Origin of the sequence: Lysinibacillus sp. A1, assembly GCF_000801965.1 — a bacterium.
GTDB classification, from domain to species: domain Bacteria; phylum Bacillota; class Bacilli; order Bacillales_A; family Planococcaceae; genus Lysinibacillus; species Lysinibacillus fusiformis.
Map to the genome: position 1 here is coordinate 1 of NZ_JSZM01000042.1, position 18,790 is coordinate 18,790.

Here is an 18,790-nt window from a genome sequence, read left to right on the forward strand (position 1 = left end):
AACTTTTATGGGGCAGTTCAATTATTCCAATCAGCTTCTATTTTTAGCTTTTTCCGTGTCAACTTTTTTCGTTCTAAGTAGCAATGCTATAAATATAAAACTCGCTACCCAAAAGGAGAAGAATAAATTTTCGAGCAAAGCCCAATTATCATTTATGAAATAATCCCAAATCATAGTGATTAAAAATAATGTTACAAGGAAAGCGAAATACAATAATTTTCCTAATGTGGTCAACCGAAACACCTCTTATGTAATGATAATGGTGTACTACTCATCACTCAAAGGAGGCTGCGACGGTCAACTAGCGCCACAGCCTTAAATAGTGCGTGCGATACACTCCAACATAGTGTGTGTCATTTATGATTTCTTATACATAAAAAAACTAGCTGTAACGTTGTCACACGCTACAGCCTATAATACATTCACATTCCTCGATTCGGGGAAATAGAGTTAATTTTATTTTTCTGGATAATTCACATGTAATGGTGGTGGAACAAGCCAGCCTTTATTTTTATTCAAGCGTAAAAGTTTAGCACCAAGCTGAGCCTTTGCCGTATGGAATTGACCATACATTAAAGCGATATCTTCTCGTGTAGAAGTACCCATAGCTTGGCTACATGCAACTAATCCAGCAGCAACATCAGCGGTAAGTGCAGCGCTTATTTCTGGATCATTAAACTTTGCGCCCGGAGGAATATCTTCCAATCTTGCTACAGGTCTTTCAGGTGAAGCAGGAGGTAAAGCAATCCCATTTGTTTTTAAAATCTTTTCTAATTGCTTTACTTCTTCTTTACATGTTTCAACGATATCTTCAATGATTTTTTTTAGATCTTCATCTCCAGCGTGATTATAAAACGTTTGATAGCCAGAAATCATACCATAGTCTACAATTAAACTTGACCAAACACTAAATACTTCACCGTAATGCAATGGTTCATCTTTTGGATTTCCACCAAGAATACCCATACTTTCACTTCCTTTTCTGGTTTTCACCTTTTTTTAACCAAAGGTAGTATGGGTGAAAAGGAAAATGGAATACCCAGTTTTAAAAAATTATTTCAGGTGTTAATTTATGTTATACCAATATCCAGCCGACAAGAAGATTTATTGCATTCACTAAAAGAAGCCACAGCGATCGAAATCACTGTAGCTCTTTAAGTAGTGAGACACTACGCTATTTTATTTTGGCTGTTTATTGTCAAATTATACGTAAAATTTATATGGAAAAATAAAGTTAAAAGTATAGAATGTCACCGGAAGGATAAGTTAAAACTTATTGGAGGTGAATGAATTTGTCACAAGAAAAGCAAAAGAATGAAATAGAGCAAGAGGAAATCGGAATGGAACTGAATACCGAAGAATTCGAAATAAAAGAAAAAAAGAGCAAAAAATATATGGACAGAGATTTAAATTATGGGGGTGACTATAAATTTATTCCGGCAACTTCTATTGGGAGTGGTGTTGGTCTAGAAGTAGTGCCTGATTTATATCAATATACTATTCAAATTGTCAATATTGTGCTTTATGGTGACCCAAATACAAAAGAATTCGTGCTCATTGATGCAGGCATGCCCAAAAGTGCAGAGGAGATAATTTCAGTAGTTGAAGAACGTTTTGGTCTCAATGCTCAGCCTAAAGCGATTATTCTGACGCATGGTCATTTTGATCATGTGGGAGGAATTATCGAACTAATAAAACGATGGAATGTCCCTGTCTATGCCCATGTCTTGGAAATGCCCTATTTAACTGGAACAGAAAGTTATCCAGAAGCTGACCCTGCTGTAAGTAGCGGTTTGGTGGCAAAAATGTCGCCTATTTTTCCAAATGAAGCCATTAATTTAGGGGGGGACATTCAAGCAATTCCTTCGGATGGTAGTGTACCATTTATGCCAGGTTTCCGATGGATTCACACTCCAGGGCATACTCCAGGGCATATATCATTATATCGCGAAAAGGATAAAGTCCTTATTGTGGGAGATGCATTTGTGACTGTCAAACAAGAATCTCTTTATAAAGTTATTACACAGACAAAAGAAATTAGTGGTCCACCAAGATATCTAACAACGAACTGGCATGCTGCTCGAAAGTCTGTTGAAAAATTAGAAGCATTAAAACCCTCTGTTGCGATCACAGGTCATGGATTACCAATGGAAGGTGAAGAATTGGCAAGAGAACTAAAAAAACTTGTAGATCATTTTGAACAAATTGCTCTCCCAAAACAAGGTAAATATCTTAATTAATATTTTTGAATAACGTAGCATTTTCTTGCACATTTAAATAGGTCAGCATGAATTATGTCTTTTATAAATGCTGAAGAAGTGTATGAGGTACAGTTTTACTATACAGAGAATTGGACTATCAGGAACATGGATTAATGGTGTTTTTAAGTAAACGGACTGATAACTAAAATAGATAAAACGGCAAAATCCATTTATTATGTTTGGATTTTTGCCGTTTTTTATTGTATTACCACTTTTTTGAAGTAAACATTTAAAATAATTTTAAATTATTTGCAACCTTTTGTGACCTTTATACGAGGATAGGTTGAAAGGTGGGAAGAGATGGAACTTGAAACAATATATATCACCTATATGAATGATATATATCGCTATTTATATTCACTTACGAAAAATCATAGTGCAGCAGAGGATTTGCTTCAGGACACATTTACAAAAGCGCATATTACCCTTCTTGGTCAAGAAATTCAAGACATCAAACCTTGGCTTTTTAAAGTAGCTTACTATACATATATCGACAGTACACGAAAAGAGAAGCGGTATGTAACTTCCGACAAAATTGATCAAATGCATTCCAATACACCAGAGCAAATCATCGTTGAACAAGATGCTTATTTAAAATTAATCAACCTACTTGAACAAATTAAACCAATCGAAAAGCAAATTATTTTGTTATGTGATGTACATGACTGTACAAATGAGCAAGCTGCAAACATTTTGCAATTAAACGTGAATACGGTGAAAAGTCATTTAGCGCGAGGTCGCAAAAAAATGCGCGTACTCATTACAAGGGAGGAATAAAGGTGGATTCTTATCAACAATTATTACAGCAAGCAAAGAATAGTGAGAAAGGAGATGCACCTTCAACAAATGTGATAAAAAAAGCCATTGCGTCATCTAAGTGGAAGCTGATTGTAACAACGCTGACGATTGCCCTTTTAATCGTTCCCACTTGTTATATGCTCACTTTTTTGTACTATGCCTTTGGTACAAAGTCTACAACCTTAATGGATGTGACAAGTCAGACACTTTATGTAACGGAACCGAATACGACATTGGAGGAACTTGAATTTGATATGGAATTTTCGCTCTTTTCGATGGGATTATCATTTGAGCAATACAAGCAGATCGGTGACGAGGTCTATCCCGTGAAGCATTATGATACACGCTTTATGTTAAATAATTTAGTGGGAAAGAAGATTACTTCAAAACTGGAAAAATCGTATCCAAAATATCCAACTGAAACGAATCAATGGCTAGTACATCCTAATAATCGAGCAGAATTTAACACAATTGAGGAGCAAAGGAAATTAAAAGGATTACCCAATGAAACCGTTGTAGAAGCGTATCTTTCTTTCAATGATTTATATACAGTAGATCAAGTTATTCAGCAAATGCCAAATGTAGATGTCACCTGGGCAGCGATTTATACAGGAGTAGAAGACACCATGCTAAGTGCAAATGGGAATGTTGTATCGCCTATTGGCTATCCTGTACAACCAGATCAAACAAATTGGTCCCCATTTAAAGGTGCTACTTCTCATGAACAAACGTTTTTATCCATCTTAAATTTTCTAGTTGATTATGAGGAGACGGCTACTGCTGTTTCCGCTCATAAAAATCTGGACCTAAAAGAGAGAATCCATTATTTAAAACAGCATGATATGAAAACATATGGGGTTGTCGTTACAGGACCCAAAGCTGAGGTTGAACAGCTACAAAGTTTAACCATGATTAAGCATATGAAACTAGGGGAGGTTAAATTATGGAATTGGGTACGTTAAAGCAGACTATTTTCAATGTTTTTGGCTGGGCTAGCATTAGCATTGGCCTATGGACGCTTATCATGGTTAATAGTTGGATTATCATTGGCTATGGTGCTCCATTTACTAGTAAGAATTTCATTACCTTGACAATCGTTTTTGGGTTCATTGCGATCCTTTCGAGACCCAGTCGTTCTCTAGGCAAGTGGGGAATCTTTATTGGTGGCTATCTTATTTTGTTTATGACGGTTCTATTCTTTGTTGGCTGGTTAATTACCCCATTTCCTTAAGACAAGCAAGTAGGCCATACCTATGGGTTGTGAGTCTTTTAGAACATACTATGTATAGGTAATAAAGTATAGATACTAGTTTTTTATAAGGCGACAGTTAGGATGTCATGTCAGTCTTTGTAATCAAAAATAGCGAAAACAATTGTCAGAAAATATCAATATATTCTATAATGAGTAAAAAAATAGAGAATAAGAGGTGGACTTATGGGTAAACCAGTAGATTACAATCTATATCCGGGTTATCAAAACACACAAGATTCTAGACTAGATGAAAGAAAAGAAGAATATATAGAAGTATTAGAAAAAGCAAAAATAGATGGGTATATACTTGAGTTTGAAAAATCCTCTGAATTACCCCAATAACTATGTTTAAATCTCAATCTAATACAAGGAAGCCAGGCGCTCTGCGGAGTACCTGGTTTTTTACATTTTTAAGCTTTATTTGCCAAGCCATTATAAATAGCGGCTCCTAGACTATGTGCTTGTTCATATTTCATACATATTGTTTTTAATGATGATGACCTAGGTCTAGCTCATAATGGACTTAATGTAAAAGTTACTATAATCTACTAATTAATGCTGATATGGAAAGGGTGGTAAAAATGAGTAAAAATATTATTGTATTTGGAGCAAGTCAGGGGTTAGGCGACGCTTTTGTAAAAGGCTTACCCGTGAAGGGGGATACTGTATGGGTAGTTTCACGTACACGACCTAAAAGCTTAGATATCAATGATGGCGTAAATCGTCAATGGCTTTCTATTGATTTGTCTAGCCAACAACATATACCGTCATTAAAAGAACAATTAAAAGATATCGCTATAGATGTATTAATTTATAATGTTGGGGTTTGGGAAAAGCGTGGCTTCGAGGATGATTATTCATTTGATAGAGATGAAGTCGAGGATATTTCAAATTTAATCAATATCAATCTAACGTCCACTATTACATATATTCAGGCACTTTTACCGAATTTAAGACAAGCGAAAAATGGAAAGGTTATTTTAATTGGTTCAACTGCAGGGTTAGACCATACAAACAATGCACAGGTTTCATTTGTCACATCTAAATTCGGTTTACGAGGCATTACAAATGCTTTACGTGAACATTTAAGAGAAGACAGAATTTCTGTCACTTGCATTAATCCTGGGGAGCTAGCAGCAGAAGTCCCTTATGAGGCAGGCGCTGATAAGGCCATCCAATTATATGAAGGTACACGTATCCCTGTCCAAGATATTGTAGCTATTGTGCAATGTGTGGTTAATTTATCACCCGCTTCATGTGTCAAGGAAATTAATGTCCCGGCCATAACAGATGTAAATGCTTGATATTAGGGTTAGAAGCTAATGAACTGTACAGGTTTGAATTAAAAAGGGCCACAAAGAGGAATGTGACCCTTTAACGATAAATGGTATTAGTAGTTATGAACATTAGAGGCGAACAATATCATCAGAGAAGTGTTGGATGGTTTTACTATTTCAACATGAAGCTTGAATCGATAATAATTAAACTAAATGCTGATATAGAGCCATAACCATTACCCTCATCTCCTTCACCCATTCTCTAATTGTTCATGAATAGAGGGTTATATGAAAATGTGAAAATATTGTTATGGTTGGGGGAAGGGGGAATAGATGTTTAGTCTGATGATTTGGGATGGATAAATGGCTCTAATAGGGCTATCTATCATTATGATTTGTTCCTAGATAGGACAAATGAGTAATGGGAGATTAATATAAAACTGAAGCGCCGACAATAATTAATAGAATAAATAGAACAACAACTAGAACGAATGTTGAACCGTAACCGCCGCCGTTATTGCCTCCGTAATAACTCATAAAGTATCCCTCCTTTCTCTCTATATGTATAGTATGTATCGTTATAGGAAGTTTAAAGGTATTTATCCAGACCTATAGAGCTATAAAAAAGAAATTTTATTGTGACAAACGGAGACAAATTGATTGGGTATGGAAAATGGATTGAAAGATATTGAAAAGATATTGATCACATCTAGAGTAGCGGAGCATAGGGAAAAGAGCTTGAGCAGGGAATCATTTGCTAGATGGGGTAAGCGATAGTTGAAAGAAAAAATCAATAGAAAAGATTTGATGTACCCTTTTAATGAAAAAAATAACCAAAAAAGAAATTCATCTTAGTGGTTACTTGAAAGTTTATGTAAAATGCCCTGTCTTGGCTTTAAGAGAACGAATACGACATAAAGAAGGACAGACAACTCTGTCTCCTGAAATAAAAGCTATCGAGAAGAAATAATTCTCGATGGCTTTTATCAGTTTTGCTCCCTATTTACTTTGTGAATGCCTAAATTGGTAGATGAACAAAAAATAAATAGGGATCTTGGGGAATCGTTTATTTTAGTGATGGTATAGTCAAAGAATTGAGTGATACCCCAAATCCATTCTACAAGCTCCTCACATCAAAACTTTTCAGGCTTGGCTACCTTAAATGATGCCACTTCGCCACAATGTTTACAAAATGACAAAATAAGAGGGGAGCCCGAAGCTATAAAAGAGCCTATAGGTCTGACATTACTATCAGTGGATAATTTCCCATGACCAAGTTGACCAGTTGCAAAAGAATCTTTCCCACAAGCCTTGCAGATTAATTTTCCATTGTCCATCTCATCACCTCATGATGCAGTATATGTAAATTCGAGCATGAAAAACCACAACATCTTCTAGCTATAAGCGGAGATCCATAAGAAGAAAGTTAAGGGTAAAAATAATATACTGAAATAAATGTTGGAGTGGCCGAAGACTGCTTCTTTAGGAAATGAATTTTTCCTGCAAACAACTCTTTTACATCCCTTCCACTTATGTAGACTTAGGCAAAAAGGTTGTTGTAGACCCACTCGGGGTGGGGCTGTTATTATAAAAAAGTAGTAAATGGGAGGTAATGAATTGGAAGAAGAAAAATACAATAATCTTAAATTAGGTGAACGTGGTGCCATGATAAGTATTATTGCTTATATAATTTTGTCCGTAGTAAAAGTTGGTATTGGCTACATGAGTGGGTCAGAAGCTTTAAAGGCGGATGGGCTAAATAATACGACTGATATTATTGCCTCAATTGCAGTACTTATAGGTCTGAAGCTTTCACAAAAACCTGCCGATCATGATCATCGATATGGCCATTGGAAAAGTGAAACCATTGCCTCTATGGTAGCCTCGTTTATTATGATGGCAGTAGGTATTCAAGTATTATTTGGTGCGTGTACTTCCATTTTTCAAGGTGGAAAAGAATCACCCGACATTTTCGCAGCGTATGTAGGCCTTGGATCAGCATTAGTCATGTATTTTGTATATCGTTATAATAAAAAATTGGCTGACAAGATAAATAGTAAAGCCGTTATGGCCGCTGCCAAAGATAACTTATCAGATGCCTGGGTAAGTATTGGAACAGCAGTAGGGATATTTGGATCACAATTACATATGCCATGGTTAGATACAGTAACAGCTATTATTGTAGGTTTTTTAATTTGTAAAACCGCTTGGGATATTTTCAAAGAAGCCTCTCATGAACTTTCTGACGGATTTGATGAACAAATTCTTCAAAACTATAAAAATATTATTTTGAAGTTAGATGGTGTCATTGGTATTAAAGAAATTAGAGGCAGAAATTATGGCAACAATGAAGTCATCGATGTTGTCATTCTAGTCAATGCAAATTTAGATATTACAGAGGCTCATGATGTAGCTTGTCATGTTGAAGATAAAATGATTCATGAGCAGGGCGTATATGAAGTTCATGTTCATGTGGAACCCAATGAGGAAAAACTATAAAAAGGATTAGGAACTCAATGAATTTGAGTCCTAATCTTTTTTTACTTTGTCAAAAGCTTTTCTCTATTTGTCCATATGTAAGTCATTTCTTTCGAGGGAATGAATGAGTTTGTTTAAATTTATTAGAAATTATTAGTATAATAAACTTACTTTGGAAAATTGATTATAGTAGGAGGATGTCTTCATGCCAATTCATATAGACATAGTAAACAGAAAAGGTGCTAGAAAAGTTAGTGAAATCCCTGAGGAGGTGCTAACGTTATTGAATGAAGGAGAAATAGAGAGTGTTAATTTAACTGAATGGTTGGGGATTAATCATATTACGTTAGTGAAACATGTTTTACCAAAAGTAGGGTTATCTCATCAATTAGAAAATATAGTAGAAGAAATGTTAAATCAGAATGCTGAATCGGGAATGAAAGCTATTCGTTTAACTGGTGAACTATTGAATACAGCTATAGAGCAAGAAAATGACCAAACAAAAGAAGAAATGATTAAACAATTTGCGACGCATCCTTCTGATAGTGTTCGCTGTTGGGCAGCGTTTATGAATAAAAATGGAAGCTCCTCTTTGAAAGAAAAATTAGCTTATATTTATCCATTTGCTGGGGATCATCATTTTGGAGTTCGAGAAATTTCTTGGATGTCTATTAGAGAGGATATAGCGCAACATCTTGATGAAAGTATTGAATTGTTAACCGAATGGGCAAAAGAAGAGGATGAAAATATACGGAGATTTTCCATGGAAGTTATTCGTCCTCGTGGTGTTTGGGCCAAGCATATCGAAGATTTAAAACAGAACCCTAGTAAAGCCCTTCCTATTTTAAACCAACTGAAATCAGATCCATCAAAGTATGTACAAGATTCTGTAGGGAATTGGTTAAATGATGCCAGTAAAACTCAACCTGATTTCGTCATGAAGCTTTGTGAAAAATGGAGTAAAGAATCTGATACAAAAGAAACTTCAAAAATTATAAAGAAAGCTAAAAGAACAATAATGAAAATATAGCTCATGCAAAAGCAACAGGTTCTTGCTGTGAACTTGTTGAATAAGGTGGGGAGGGGAAGGAAAATACCATATACTTTCTGATTACATGCTGTTATTTTGTTTCTTCCCCGATTCCATTCCTACTTCGAAAATAAAGACGAGCATAAGAAAGAAGATAACTATTTTTATCGTGAAGGTTTCTGTCCAAAAGCCCAAATAATACATGAACACCATAATAATAGATAAAAGTGTTTTAATCATCTTTAGGGTCATTATGACACCTCCTAATAGTCGGATTACCTTATAATAAAAGGCTTTATAATAGAAATACTTTTTTCATAAAACAAAAAGTAGCCAAAAGGAAATAAATATCAATGGCTACTTGTAACGTAAAATGATTATTTTTAAATGCTAGGCTGTTTTGAGTAGTTTATAAATCATTGCTTGGTCGTATCATTTAACCGTTAACCCGAGTAGTGAAGCAAACCCGATAGCTTGGTCAGAAGATACTTCACACCCATTCAAACTTTCGAGGGATACTTGAAGTCTTTGAAAGGTACACGTACTAATATCTATCCCCTTTAAAGAAGTTTCAGTAAAATCCACCTCATTAATATCACATTCATGGAATGCCACTTTATTGAGTAAGCAATCAAAATAATTCGCTCCTTGTAGGTTGGTGTTATCGAATACTACTTGTTTTAAACGAGCCTCAGGAAAATTGCTTAAGGTTGCCATACAATTTTCAAAAGAAACGTTTCCAAGATTAGCCTCGGAAAAATTCACACCTAATAATTTACAGTTTTTAAAAACCACTCTATGTATAAGGCTTTCCTTTAAGTTTAAATTAGATAAATCACAGTTTTCGAAAATGACATCCGTTACATCCATTTTTTGAAAGGAAGAATTGATGAATGTGACATTTTTAAAAATAACTTTAGATACGATTAACCTCTCAACAGCCTCCTTATCAATGACTGTATCTGCGATCATGCAATTTGATAAAAAAGGTTCTTCCTCGTAAAAAATATCTTGAAAATTGGCTTTTTCTAAATCAGTAGGTATTTTTGGTGATGTAAGTTGGAAATTATGTGACATATAAGCACACCCTTCGAAAGTAGTTAGCACCTATCTTATAGAAAAATAAATAAAATAAAAAGTCTTTCATATTAAGGGAAAGTGTGTGCAAATCTAAATTTCTATCCCATTACTGGATTGAGGTGTTCATTCCAATGATATTGCGAAGTAGGGAGGGAAGCTTAGGTTTTCCGATAGCCAGCGTACATAAATCCATTTGTGGCGGACTTCAGTGTCTTCGGTAGGAGAACATTCTATAGCATATGACAAATACCTATTTGTTGTTCCACTGAGGAAGCATACGTGTTTCGTGGGTACTGAAAGTCAATGAGTAGGATCCCAAACAGTTCATCAATGGAGGGCATCGGTATCATTTATTTAGAAATTTCAAATAAATGAATGACCAAAACCACATTAAATGGTAAAGTATAGAAAAAGTGATTGGGGGAATTGTCATATGGAAAAATTGAACAGGGTTGAACTACAGCATTTCTCAAGTGAATATAAGGAAGAGTTAAACTCTTTTGTCCTTACAGAGGAACAAAAACAATTCTCTGCGCTTCCAAGCAATTTTGAGGAAATCAACGAAGGACAGTATCGTATTGTCATTTTAAGTGATCATACACCTGTTGGTTTTTTTCTATTGAATTCAAATGAACGGGTAAAGAAATACTCTACTAATTCGAACGCTTTGCTAATATCGGCACTATCAATTAATCATGCTGAACAAGGTAAAGGTTACGCAAAACAGGGAATGTCATTACTAGTTGAGTTTGTTCAATCAGAATTCCCTCATTGTGATGAGCTTGTCTTAGTTGTAGATAAAGATAATATACCAGCACAAAAGTTATATTTAAAGGTAGGATTTGAAGATACGAATGAGCGATTAACAGGTCGGATTGGCGAAGAAATTATTATGAGACAATTAATAAAATAATACATGCCACAAGTACATAACGACCTACTTTTATGTATGGGACGGCCATGTACGGCAGTACGACGATTTTCAGTAGCAGAAACAGTAAATTGAAAAACAATGATGAAGTAGCCAAGCAGCTGCTTCTTTTTAATGATAGCTAGATGCAATTTAATAAGCGGAGGTGATGGACTATGACGCGAGAAAGTGTCAATCATTTTATGAACGATCCGTGGTGGCTGATTTCAAAATGTATGTCAGAATCGTTAAATGATGAGTTGAAGAAAGAACTTTCACAACAACATATTCTTTATGGGAAAGAGGCAATAGCGGTGGCTAGAAGAGAAGATAATGATGATGTGATTTTTTGGATTGAAACAATGAATAAATACGCAGTCGTTCATTTAACCTATTCGAAAGAAACCACAAGCGAATATCCTATCACATCATTATATACACGGAGAGAGTTAGAAGAATTCTGTAAGAGTGTTTCAAAGCTTTATTAAATTATTAGACTTGAAATTCTATTTTTATACTATTTACAATTATGGTAATATAAAGGAGGGTTTGTTCAATGAGTTATAAAAATACCTTTATTAAAATTTCAGAGGATTCGGAAGTCACTTCGGCTGTTACTCCTCTCCCGAGAAACAACAAGCCTACTATAGCTTCAATTGAATTTGATTTAATTAAACATAACCCATACAAATACACTGAGGAAGATGTGCAATTTCAAACGTATTTGATTAAAAATGAAATTGACTCAGATTCATTAGATGAAATCAGAAAAAAGTTTTTCCAAAAGTCTAAAGCTTGTTTTAGAGCCTCACCTTTAGTAAAGACATACGGGTGGGGAATACACTATGACAATGAAGGGAAACTGGCACTATATGATGTTAATAGTGAAGGGTATGAGCAATTTCTCCATTCGGACCAAATCACTTTATTAAATGGTATGCGTTCTAAACGACGGGGAAAATAACAGGATGAGGGAGTTCTTCATAAAAAAATGGCTACTAGTAATCTCATTTGTCCTTATTGCTTTTGTTTGGGGGATGATAGCAAAATCAGAATCCTACTCAGAACCTCAAGAAGCGTTATGGTCAAAGGATAGGGACATAGTGTTAATACCCAGCTATCAGCTAAAGGATAAGGCACTCTTCTTTTTTATAAAAAATCCGAATCATCTAGGGGCTGCTTATGTTGAAAAAGGGCTCTTTGGATGGAGTGCCCAAATGCTTACTTGGAGCCAAATGGACATGGAGAGAGGCTATGAAAAATTGGACGATTTAAAAGGACATGGCGGTAGTCTAATCTATGGACTCATTAGGAATGGAGACGAACGACTTGTTAAAATCGGCGAAAGTTATGCTACTATACTAGATTTAGGCGTCATATTGCCACCAAATGAAGTAGAAAAGTATCGATTAGAAGGTCTATTTATTTGGTATTTTGAAAGCCATACATCTCTGAACGAAGAGGAAATAACACTCATGAATAAAGTTACTCAAGAAGAACTAGATACGAATTTTTAAATGTATTTCAGAGGCATGGATTATATATTTTAAAGCAAGAATAGCTTTACATGTTTATTTTAAAAATGTATTTCAGGAGGGGGGAAAATTGTTATATATTGCTCTATTAATTGGCATCGTAGTCATTATAATAGCCGATAAGCTTACTCAAGCATTTAAATTATCAAGCACTTGGGGATTGATTAGTCAAATTGTTGCTGCACTTGTTATCATAATGGTTGGCAGTCTTAAGGTGAATTATATTAATCTTAGTAGCCATATCGAATTAGGGTATTTGGCGATTCCTTTTACTTTATTATTTCTTGTAGGCTTTACAAATGTTATAAATATAGAACGCGGACAAAATCCTTTACTATTACTATTGCCATTGGTCTCTTTAGTTTGCTTCTCCATAACAGCCTTCTTTATGGGCCATTCATTTGTTTTAATTATTGGGATTTCTACTTGTTTAGCGATTATGCTTATTCTGCTATATAGCTATTTCACAGGTAACCTCTATATAGGACACACGCTTACTACATCAATAGGTTTTATTATAGCGGTACTTTCAATATCGCTCATTAAACTATTTATTGTCTTCATTTATATTCCGTTATTTACGTTAACACTACCAATCACTTTATATTATTTTATTAAAAATAAATGTACGGATGTCCAAGCCATTACAATTAGCACTTTAACAGCTGTACTATTTGGTGTATTCATATTCATCATCCCTGCTCATCTATTGTGGTATCCTGTTGTTGGGATAACAATTATTTTGGTCATCATGCAAACTTCACGTAAATTTCGTATCATTTGGTAACATCGTTCGACTTCACTACTATAGGTATGGATGCTTTTTTTACAGAATATCAGTTCTTACATGTTTTAATTTCGCATTTCTAACCATATAATACCATAAGCGCTATTATTAGTGTGAGTGGGGGTGAGGTAAATGATCAGGAAGGCACAAGCTAATTTTATTGATTTAGTAAAAAATACGATGAGTAATAACGGGCAATCTATTGAAGAACGACTTGAAGAAAAGCACAAAGGCTTTGAAAAAGGTTGGAAAATGGATGAAGATGAAGTTGTGTTTTGGGTCAGTCCTACATTAAGACTTAGTGATTATACAGGAAGCATAATGAACGAATTTAGATTCAATCTACTTTTTGACGAAGAAAGTGGAAAGTTTATAGTATCTGGTAACAATGTTAAGTCACGAAGTTTATTATAAATGATCAATTACCAAGTCACATCCAACAATAGATGTGGCTTTTTAATATGTAAGAATTTAAAATAAAAAAGAGAGTGTAAGGTTCATCAATCATTTTATAAATTATCTAAATCGAATATGTACCTATTCAATTATGCAATTTTATGGTGAAAAGGAGAGTTATTATGAAAAGAGGGTTTGAATTTAAAGATTTTCCTAAATTGGAAACAGAACGTTTCATTTTAAGAAAAGGCACAGTGGATGATCGTAATGATCTTTTTGAGCTTTATGCTAATGAAAATGTGGTTAAGTATCTTCCATTAAATTTATTTAAATCAGTTGAAGACGCAATGGTTGAAATCAATTGGTATGAAAAAATTTTTAAGGAACAAATCGGTTTAAGATGGGTAATTGAAGAAGCCAAAACGAAAAAAGTGATTGGCACATGTGGCTATTTGAATTATGAAAAAGAACATAACCGTATAGAAATTGGTTATGATTTGAACCCTGCTTATTGGGGTCAGGGTATCATGCAAGAGACTTTAGGCAAGATTATTCATTTTGCCTTTATGTCGATGGACATCAATAAAATTGAAGCGAAAGTTGAACCTGAAAATAAAGCATCCATCAGATTGCTGGAAAAATTAAATTTTTGCCAAGAGGGTGTTTTAAGACAACATGAATTTGAAAAAGGGAAATATGTTGATCTTGTCCTTTTTTCAATCTTGAAAAGTGAATATATCGAGCTAAATGAAGAGCCACGCTTGTAATGAGCAGTGGCCCTTTTTTACCTTAAAAAAGCGAAAAATACGATCATTATCATTAATAAAATTTCTTAGAAGATTTTTTCTAAATAGTTAGATTTTTTATTATTCAGGTGGTAATGTATATGTTTTTAGGTGTGTGTGATGAATCAATTTAATTTCAGGTCCGTAAGAAATTTCATAGGTCATACGGTCTTTTCCTATGGGAATATTATGTCCGCCGTCGGTAGGTTCAATTTCAAATATGATTTCCAATATAAAACCACGAAAACCATTTACTCTTTTTGTTTCAATCACGTCAATTTTCCATGGGGTGACATGAGGTGAAAACTCCTTAGATATCTGTGGATAATAAAAATGAGTCAAATCTTTTTCAATATAAGGAGCAAGCATATTCATAAGCATATCCTGTAGCCTTAGTTCTTCAGAGTCCTCGGTCGATTTAGCGGAAGAATGTTGAAATGAAGGAGTAAGAACAAGGGATAGTATAAAAACAATTAATACCTTTCTCATATTGTTGTTAAGACACCTCTTTACGATTTTATCTAGTTGTATTGTTACCATTCCTAAATAGGACATGTATACAGTATGTGAATGAACCATTGGATTTAATTGGTGAAATTTAATGTGGAGGTTAAAATGATTGATTATTTTGAACGAAAATTAAGATTTAAAGATATGGAAATATGGGATATTCGATTGGGGAAAGATATCTATAGGATGTTGATAGTAGATGAAAACCGTGCTTCTGAAATAAAAGATCTGAACTTGCCTCCGAATGCAAGGGTATTTGAAGAGGATATAAGAGAGAATCTAATCACGGTAAAGGTATACTCCGAAAAACAAGTAAAAAAAGAACATATAGAGTTAATCAATCAATTTGCTAAACAATTAACGGATCACGTTGCATTAGCTCATTGTAATATCCATCTTACATTTTATACGGGGAAGACAAATGATGATATTTTTGAAAAAATTCCCTTACAGCAATTGCTACATTTCAATCAGGACTAATGCGTGGTGGAAATTAACGGTAAAAGAAAAAAAGGACTGTAGGCAAACTCAACATGCATTGAGTTTGCCTACAGCCTGTAAGGATCTTCAAATTGAAGATTCTTTTGCTATTTCTTTGCTTGTTTTTTTGTATGTTGTTTGGTTGTTTCTTAACAAGCTATCTTTATCTAATATGGTTGGCAAGCAAATACCAATAATAATCATTACGATACCTGCTATTTGCAAAGTTGTAACCGTTTCGCTTAATAAGATAATGGATACCATCACTGCGATTGGTAATTCAACAGCACTTAAAATGGATGACATCCCTAATCCAACTTTCGGAACGGCAATAGTGAATAAGAACACGGGTATAATCATACCAAATAATCCTAATGCCAAACCGTAAACCCAAAGTCCTTCGTTAAACAAAGTCCCGTTCCAAATAATTTCTGGAGATTGAAAAACCGCTGTAATCATAAAGGCAAAGAACGAAACAAATACTAAACGGTTAGATGTGGACATACTGGCAGTAGCTTTTCCATTCACATATAAAAATAAGGAATAGCAAAGAGCAGCTGCTAACCCCCATAACCATCCTTGCATAGGGATTTGGGATAAATCAACATCAATTATGCCAGCAGCCGGAATGGTTCCAGCTACCAATATGATTAAAGAGATTAATTCAATTCTACTTGGAAATTGTCGTTTTGTAATACAAGAAATCAACATACCAATCCATGTAAACTGAAACAGTAGTACAACTGCCAACGAAGCGGGCAAAAAGTTTAAAGAATGACCATATAAAATGTTTGTTAATCCAGTTAAAATACCTGCGAATATAAGGATTTTAACGCCTTTAAAGCTCAATTTGGATCTGTTTGTAACTAAGAAGATACATACCGCTATACAAAAGCCTATAAAAAACTGACTTGTCACGGCCTCAGAGACAGAAAACCCACTACGCATGGCGAGTTTTATAATAGTTGAAACGATACCAAAACTACTAGCTGCGATAATGACTAGTAGGGGATAAAGATACATCTTCATTTATCCACTTCCTTCCTAAAACGTTTATATAAATTGAATTTGGTTATGATTTTGAGATTTAGAAAAAAAATCATAATCTCCAATATAAATCACAGATTGCTATTTTACAATCTTTTTTTCGATAATCATGGCTGATGAAAAAGAATTTTTCAGTGGGGGAAAGTAGATTTTTAAAAATAGTAAAAAGGCCAAAACCATATGTATCATGGCTTTGGCTTATCATAGTAACTTAAACAATTTTTAAAAGAGAGTATTGGATTTGCAAGTAAGAGAAAATTAATGGTATTGACACCTCGAAGCTTTTTTTATACAATTGTCCTAATTTTATAAGCAAACGCTCACAAGTTCGTGAGTGGCGGAATTTTGTAGAGTTTTCACTCTGTTTCATTCGCTCGTCGTCTATTTATAGACGACGAGATTTTTTATTTTTTGGAGGGATTTTTTGAACAAGTTGAAGTTTTCTTTAGTGGTTTTATTAGGTGCCTGTAGCTATGGGGTCCTATCTTCAATTCTGAAAGTTGGATTTTCAAATGGCTATACTTTTCCTGAACTTTTAGGGGGACAATATGTATTCGGGTGGTTTGGACTATTAATACTCGTTCTTACTTTTTCTCGTCATAAAGTATCCTTAAAAAATATAGTATCACTGTTAGCGGTTGGGACAACGATGAGTTTAACGAGTATTTTTTACGGTTTTTCTGTAAAAGAACTGCCAGCATCTATTGCGATTGTGCTGTTATTTCAATTCACATGGATGGGTGTTCTCATTGAAGCGATTGCTAATAAAACTTTCCCAAGTCGCGAAAAGGTTTTGTCGATCATTATCTTATTTATAGGAACGATGTTCGCTGGGGGTATTTTTGAAGGGTTAGGACAACAATTATCTATGAAAGGGATACTCTTTGGACTACTAGCAGCTATAACTTTTTCTTTATATATATTTGCTAGTGGACGTGTTTCTACCGAAGTACCGATCTATTCAAAAAGCTTTCTTATGACAACGAGTGCAACACTTTTTGTTTGCATAATGTTCCCACCAACATACTTGATAGATGGTACATTGCAGGCTGGATTATGGAAATATGCACTAATCCTAGGTTTCTTTGGTGTCGTTATACCAGTTATTTGTTTTTCTATTGGTATCCCAAAAGTAGGGACGGGTTTAGGAACAATCTTAGGAGCTGTCGAGCTACCAACAGCCGTTATCGCTTCAATTACACTTGTTCATGAGGTCGTGTCTCCTCTGCAATGGCTAGGAATTGTATGTATTTTATTGGGGATTTTCATACCTCAAATGTTAAATGTACGAAAAGAGAGGCAAATAGCCCGTTTTGGTCATGAAACCACAGAATATTAGATTACAATCTAATATTCTCGATCAATCTAAATATAAAACGTAGTTTGCTTAAATAGAAGCTTTCATCTTAGGATGAAGGCTTTTTTATATGGTAAGAAGAAAGAACGTATTGTTTTAATGGCTTTTTATTGGTAATTAATGATGGAAATAACTATATAATTATAAAAAGGGGGATGAATGTTATATATGTATCTAAAAAAATAGGAATAGTGAGTTGGATTGTTACCATTTTATATTTTGTGATAGAGCCGATTTTTATTATGACTTCACTTGTACCTTATAACATGATGCAACAAGCTATGAGTGATTTAGGAGTAACTACATGTGGGAGGTATACTTACGCAATCGCGCCACATGAAATTTGTTCGCCGTATCATTTTTGGATGAATGTATTGTTTATTATAAATGGTTTATCATTTTCAGTTGGCATATTGTATCTATCCCAATACTTAGAAAAGAATTTAATCAATAAATTAGCAACAGTATGTATTCTTATTTTTGCACTAGGAAATAGTGTATCTGGTGTTATACCAGCAGATGTTCATTTATTTGGGCATTCGATTTTAGCTCAAATAGGTATGATAACTGTTTTAATAGGAATGGGGATCTATGCAAAAACATTGGTTAAAGGTAAACATTGGACTTATTCAAACTTAATGGTACTGATAGCTTTACTTATCCTTATTGGTCTTTTATTTTTCCTCCCTTTGCCAGCAGGTTTATTACAAAGACTTTATTATGGAGTAATTTTCGTGTGGGGTATGGGACTAACAATTTTATTACGTACATCAGAAATAAAACCAGGTACTCAATGTGAACTGCACC

At 34.4% G+C, this 18,790-nt stretch carries 25 protein-coding genes; 18 read left to right on the top strand and 7 right to left on the bottom strand.

What is annotated here, in order from left to right:
* Nucleotides 1–456: 456 nt before the first annotated feature.
* The gene (locus PI85_RS22555; protein WP_036126454.1) at nt 457–966 is read right to left on the bottom strand and encodes a DUF3231 family protein; all 510 of its coding nucleotides are present in this window, start codon (nt 964–966) and stop codon (nt 457–459) included.
* A gap of 428 nt (nt 967–1,394) precedes the next feature.
* Between PI85_RS22555 and PI85_RS22560 the strand changes: the two genes are divergently transcribed.
* The 6 genes from PI85_RS22560 to PI85_RS22580 all read left to right on the top strand — a co-directional run bounded on the left by PI85_RS22560 (nt 1,395) and on the right by PI85_RS22580 (nt 5,615).
* Nucleotides 1,395–2,240 carry an MBL fold metallo-hydrolase gene (locus PI85_RS22560; RefSeq protein WP_036149566.1) on the top strand — a complete coding sequence of 282 codons (846 nt, stop codon included), beginning with the start codon at nt 1,395–1,397 and terminating at the stop codon, nt 2,238–2,240.
* Between the two features lie 321 nt (nt 2,241–2,561).
* Nucleotides 2,562–3,038, top strand: a complete 477-nt coding sequence (locus PI85_RS22565; protein ID WP_036126451.1) for a sigma-70 family RNA polymerase sigma factor — start codon at nt 2,562–2,564, stop codon at nt 3,036–3,038.
* 2 nt (nt 3,039–3,040) lie between these two features.
* A complete protein-coding gene (locus tag PI85_RS22570; protein ID WP_036126447.1) occupies nt 3,041–4,021 on the top strand; it encodes an anti-sigma factor in 981 nt (326 codons plus the stop codon).
* On the top strand, nt 4,003–4,290 hold the full coding sequence (locus tag PI85_RS22575; RefSeq protein WP_031417863.1) for a hypothetical protein: 288 nt from the start codon (nt 4,003–4,005) through the stop codon (nt 4,288–4,290). Before PI85_RS22570 ends, PI85_RS22575 begins: the two co-directional genes overlap by 19 nt.
* Nucleotides 4,291–4,494: 204 nt before the next feature.
* Nucleotides 4,495–4,653 carry a hypothetical protein gene (locus PI85_RS24765; protein ID WP_008177317.1) on the top strand — a complete coding sequence of 53 codons (159 nt, stop codon included), beginning with the start codon at nt 4,495–4,497 and terminating at the stop codon, nt 4,651–4,653.
* A gap of 239 nt (nt 4,654–4,892) precedes the next feature.
* The gene (locus PI85_RS22580; protein ID WP_036126446.1) at nt 4,893–5,615 is read left to right on the top strand and encodes an SDR family oxidoreductase; all 723 of its coding nucleotides are present in this window, start codon (nt 4,893–4,895) and stop codon (nt 5,613–5,615) included.
* A 402-nt stretch (nt 5,616–6,017) separates the two neighbouring features.
* On the opposite strand, the gene PI85_RS24135 is transcribed toward PI85_RS22580, so the two are convergent.
* Together PI85_RS24135 and PI85_RS22585 are read right to left on the bottom strand one after the other, a co-directional pair.
* Nucleotides 6,018–6,125 carry a YjcZ family sporulation protein gene (locus PI85_RS24135; protein ID WP_080695207.1) on the bottom strand — a complete coding sequence of 36 codons (108 nt, stop codon included), beginning with the start codon at nt 6,123–6,125 and terminating at the stop codon, nt 6,018–6,020.
* A gap of 596 nt (nt 6,126–6,721) precedes the next feature.
* Nucleotides 6,722–6,925, bottom strand: coding sequence for a hypothetical protein (locus PI85_RS22585; protein WP_036126444.1), 204 nt, complete (start codon nt 6,923–6,925; stop codon nt 6,722–6,724).
* Between the two features lie 280 nt (nt 6,926–7,205).
* Between PI85_RS22585 and PI85_RS22590 the strand changes: the two genes are divergently transcribed.
* Complete coding sequence (locus tag PI85_RS22590) at nt 7,206–8,087, top strand: cation diffusion facilitator family transporter (protein WP_036126441.1); 882 nt, start codon at nt 7,206–7,208, stop codon at nt 8,085–8,087.
* Nucleotides 8,088–8,271: 184 nt separating this feature from the next.
* Complete coding sequence (locus PI85_RS22595) at nt 8,272–9,096, top strand: DNA alkylation repair protein (protein ID WP_036126439.1); 825 nt, start codon at nt 8,272–8,274, stop codon at nt 9,094–9,096.
* An 81-nt stretch (nt 9,097–9,177) separates the two neighbouring features.
* On the opposite strand, the gene PI85_RS24770 is transcribed toward PI85_RS22595, so the two are convergent.
* Together PI85_RS24770 and PI85_RS22600 are read right to left on the bottom strand one after the other, a co-directional pair.
* Complete coding sequence (locus PI85_RS24770; RefSeq protein ID WP_196244018.1) at nt 9,178–9,348, bottom strand: hypothetical protein; 171 nt, start codon at nt 9,346–9,348, stop codon at nt 9,178–9,180.
* A 180-nt stretch (nt 9,349–9,528) separates the two neighbouring features.
* Nucleotides 9,529–10,173 carry a pentapeptide repeat-containing protein gene (locus PI85_RS22600; RefSeq protein WP_036126438.1) on the bottom strand — a complete coding sequence of 215 codons (645 nt, stop codon included), beginning with the start codon at nt 10,171–10,173 and terminating at the stop codon, nt 9,529–9,531.
* Between the two features lie 436 nt (nt 10,174–10,609).
* On the opposite strand from PI85_RS22600, the gene PI85_RS22605 reads away from it, so the two are divergent.
* The 7 genes from PI85_RS22605 (at nt 10,610) to PI85_RS22635 (ending at nt 14,571) form a co-directional block, all read left to right on the top strand.
* A complete protein-coding gene (locus PI85_RS22605) occupies nt 10,610–11,089 on the top strand; it encodes a GNAT family N-acetyltransferase (RefSeq protein ID WP_036126437.1) in 480 nt (159 codons plus the stop codon).
* 173 nt (nt 11,090–11,262) lie between these two features.
* The gene (locus PI85_RS22610; RefSeq protein ID WP_036126435.1) at nt 11,263–11,574 is read left to right on the top strand and encodes a hypothetical protein; all 312 of its coding nucleotides are present in this window, start codon (nt 11,263–11,265) and stop codon (nt 11,572–11,574) included.
* A 68-nt stretch (nt 11,575–11,642) separates the two neighbouring features.
* Nucleotides 11,643–12,050, top strand: a complete 408-nt coding sequence (locus PI85_RS22615) for a DUF6157 family protein (protein WP_036126432.1) — start codon at nt 11,643–11,645, stop codon at nt 12,048–12,050.
* A gap of 73 nt (nt 12,051–12,123) precedes the next feature.
* Nucleotides 12,124–12,603: an aspartyl-tRNA synthetase gene (locus PI85_RS22620; protein ID WP_235318531.1), complete on the top strand. Its 480-nt coding sequence runs from the start codon at nt 12,124–12,126 to the stop codon at nt 12,601–12,603.
* Nucleotides 12,604–12,691: 88 nt separating this feature from the next.
* Nucleotides 12,692–13,408 (top strand): UDP-N-acetylmuramyl pentapeptide phosphotransferase, encoded by a 717-nt coding sequence (locus PI85_RS22625; protein ID WP_036126428.1) that lies wholly within the window; start codon nt 12,692–12,694, stop codon nt 13,406–13,408.
* A 132-nt stretch (nt 13,409–13,540) separates the two neighbouring features.
* Nucleotides 13,541–13,822 (top strand): hypothetical protein, encoded by a 282-nt coding sequence (locus tag PI85_RS22630; protein WP_036126426.1) that lies wholly within the window; start codon nt 13,541–13,543, stop codon nt 13,820–13,822.
* 164 nt (nt 13,823–13,986) lie between these two features.
* Nucleotides 13,987–14,571 (top strand): GNAT family N-acetyltransferase, encoded by a 585-nt coding sequence (locus PI85_RS22635; protein ID WP_036126424.1) that lies wholly within the window; start codon nt 13,987–13,989, stop codon nt 14,569–14,571.
* Between the two features lie 99 nt (nt 14,572–14,670).
* Here PI85_RS22635 and PI85_RS22640 read toward each other — a convergent pair whose 3' ends face one another.
* Entirely contained in the window at nt 14,671–15,078 is a 408-nt protein-coding gene (locus PI85_RS22640; protein ID WP_036126423.1) for a DUF3888 domain-containing protein, read from the bottom strand.
* A gap of 126 nt (nt 15,079–15,204) precedes the next feature.
* On the opposite strand from PI85_RS22640, the gene PI85_RS22645 reads away from it, so the two are divergent.
* The gene (locus PI85_RS22645; protein WP_036126420.1) at nt 15,205–15,579 is read left to right on the top strand and encodes a hypothetical protein; all 375 of its coding nucleotides are present in this window, start codon (nt 15,205–15,207) and stop codon (nt 15,577–15,579) included.
* 87 nt (nt 15,580–15,666) lie between these two features.
* Here PI85_RS22645 and PI85_RS22650 read toward each other — a convergent pair whose 3' ends face one another.
* Nucleotides 15,667–16,602 carry a DMT family transporter gene (locus tag PI85_RS22650; RefSeq protein WP_036128045.1) on the bottom strand — a complete coding sequence of 312 codons (936 nt, stop codon included), beginning with the start codon at nt 16,600–16,602 and terminating at the stop codon, nt 15,667–15,669.
* Between the two features lie 448 nt (nt 16,603–17,050).
* Here PI85_RS22650 and PI85_RS22655 point away from each other — a divergent pair, with 448 nt between their 5' ends.
* Nucleotides 17,051–17,965: a DMT family transporter gene (locus PI85_RS22655; RefSeq protein ID WP_036126418.1), complete on the top strand. Its 915-nt coding sequence runs from the start codon at nt 17,051–17,053 to the stop codon at nt 17,963–17,965.
* Nucleotides 17,966–18,138: 173 nt separating this feature from the next.
* Nucleotides 18,139–18,790, top strand: a 652-nt coding sequence (locus PI85_RS22660; protein WP_082011627.1) for a DUF998 domain-containing protein, incomplete at its 3' end; no start/stop codon positions are given.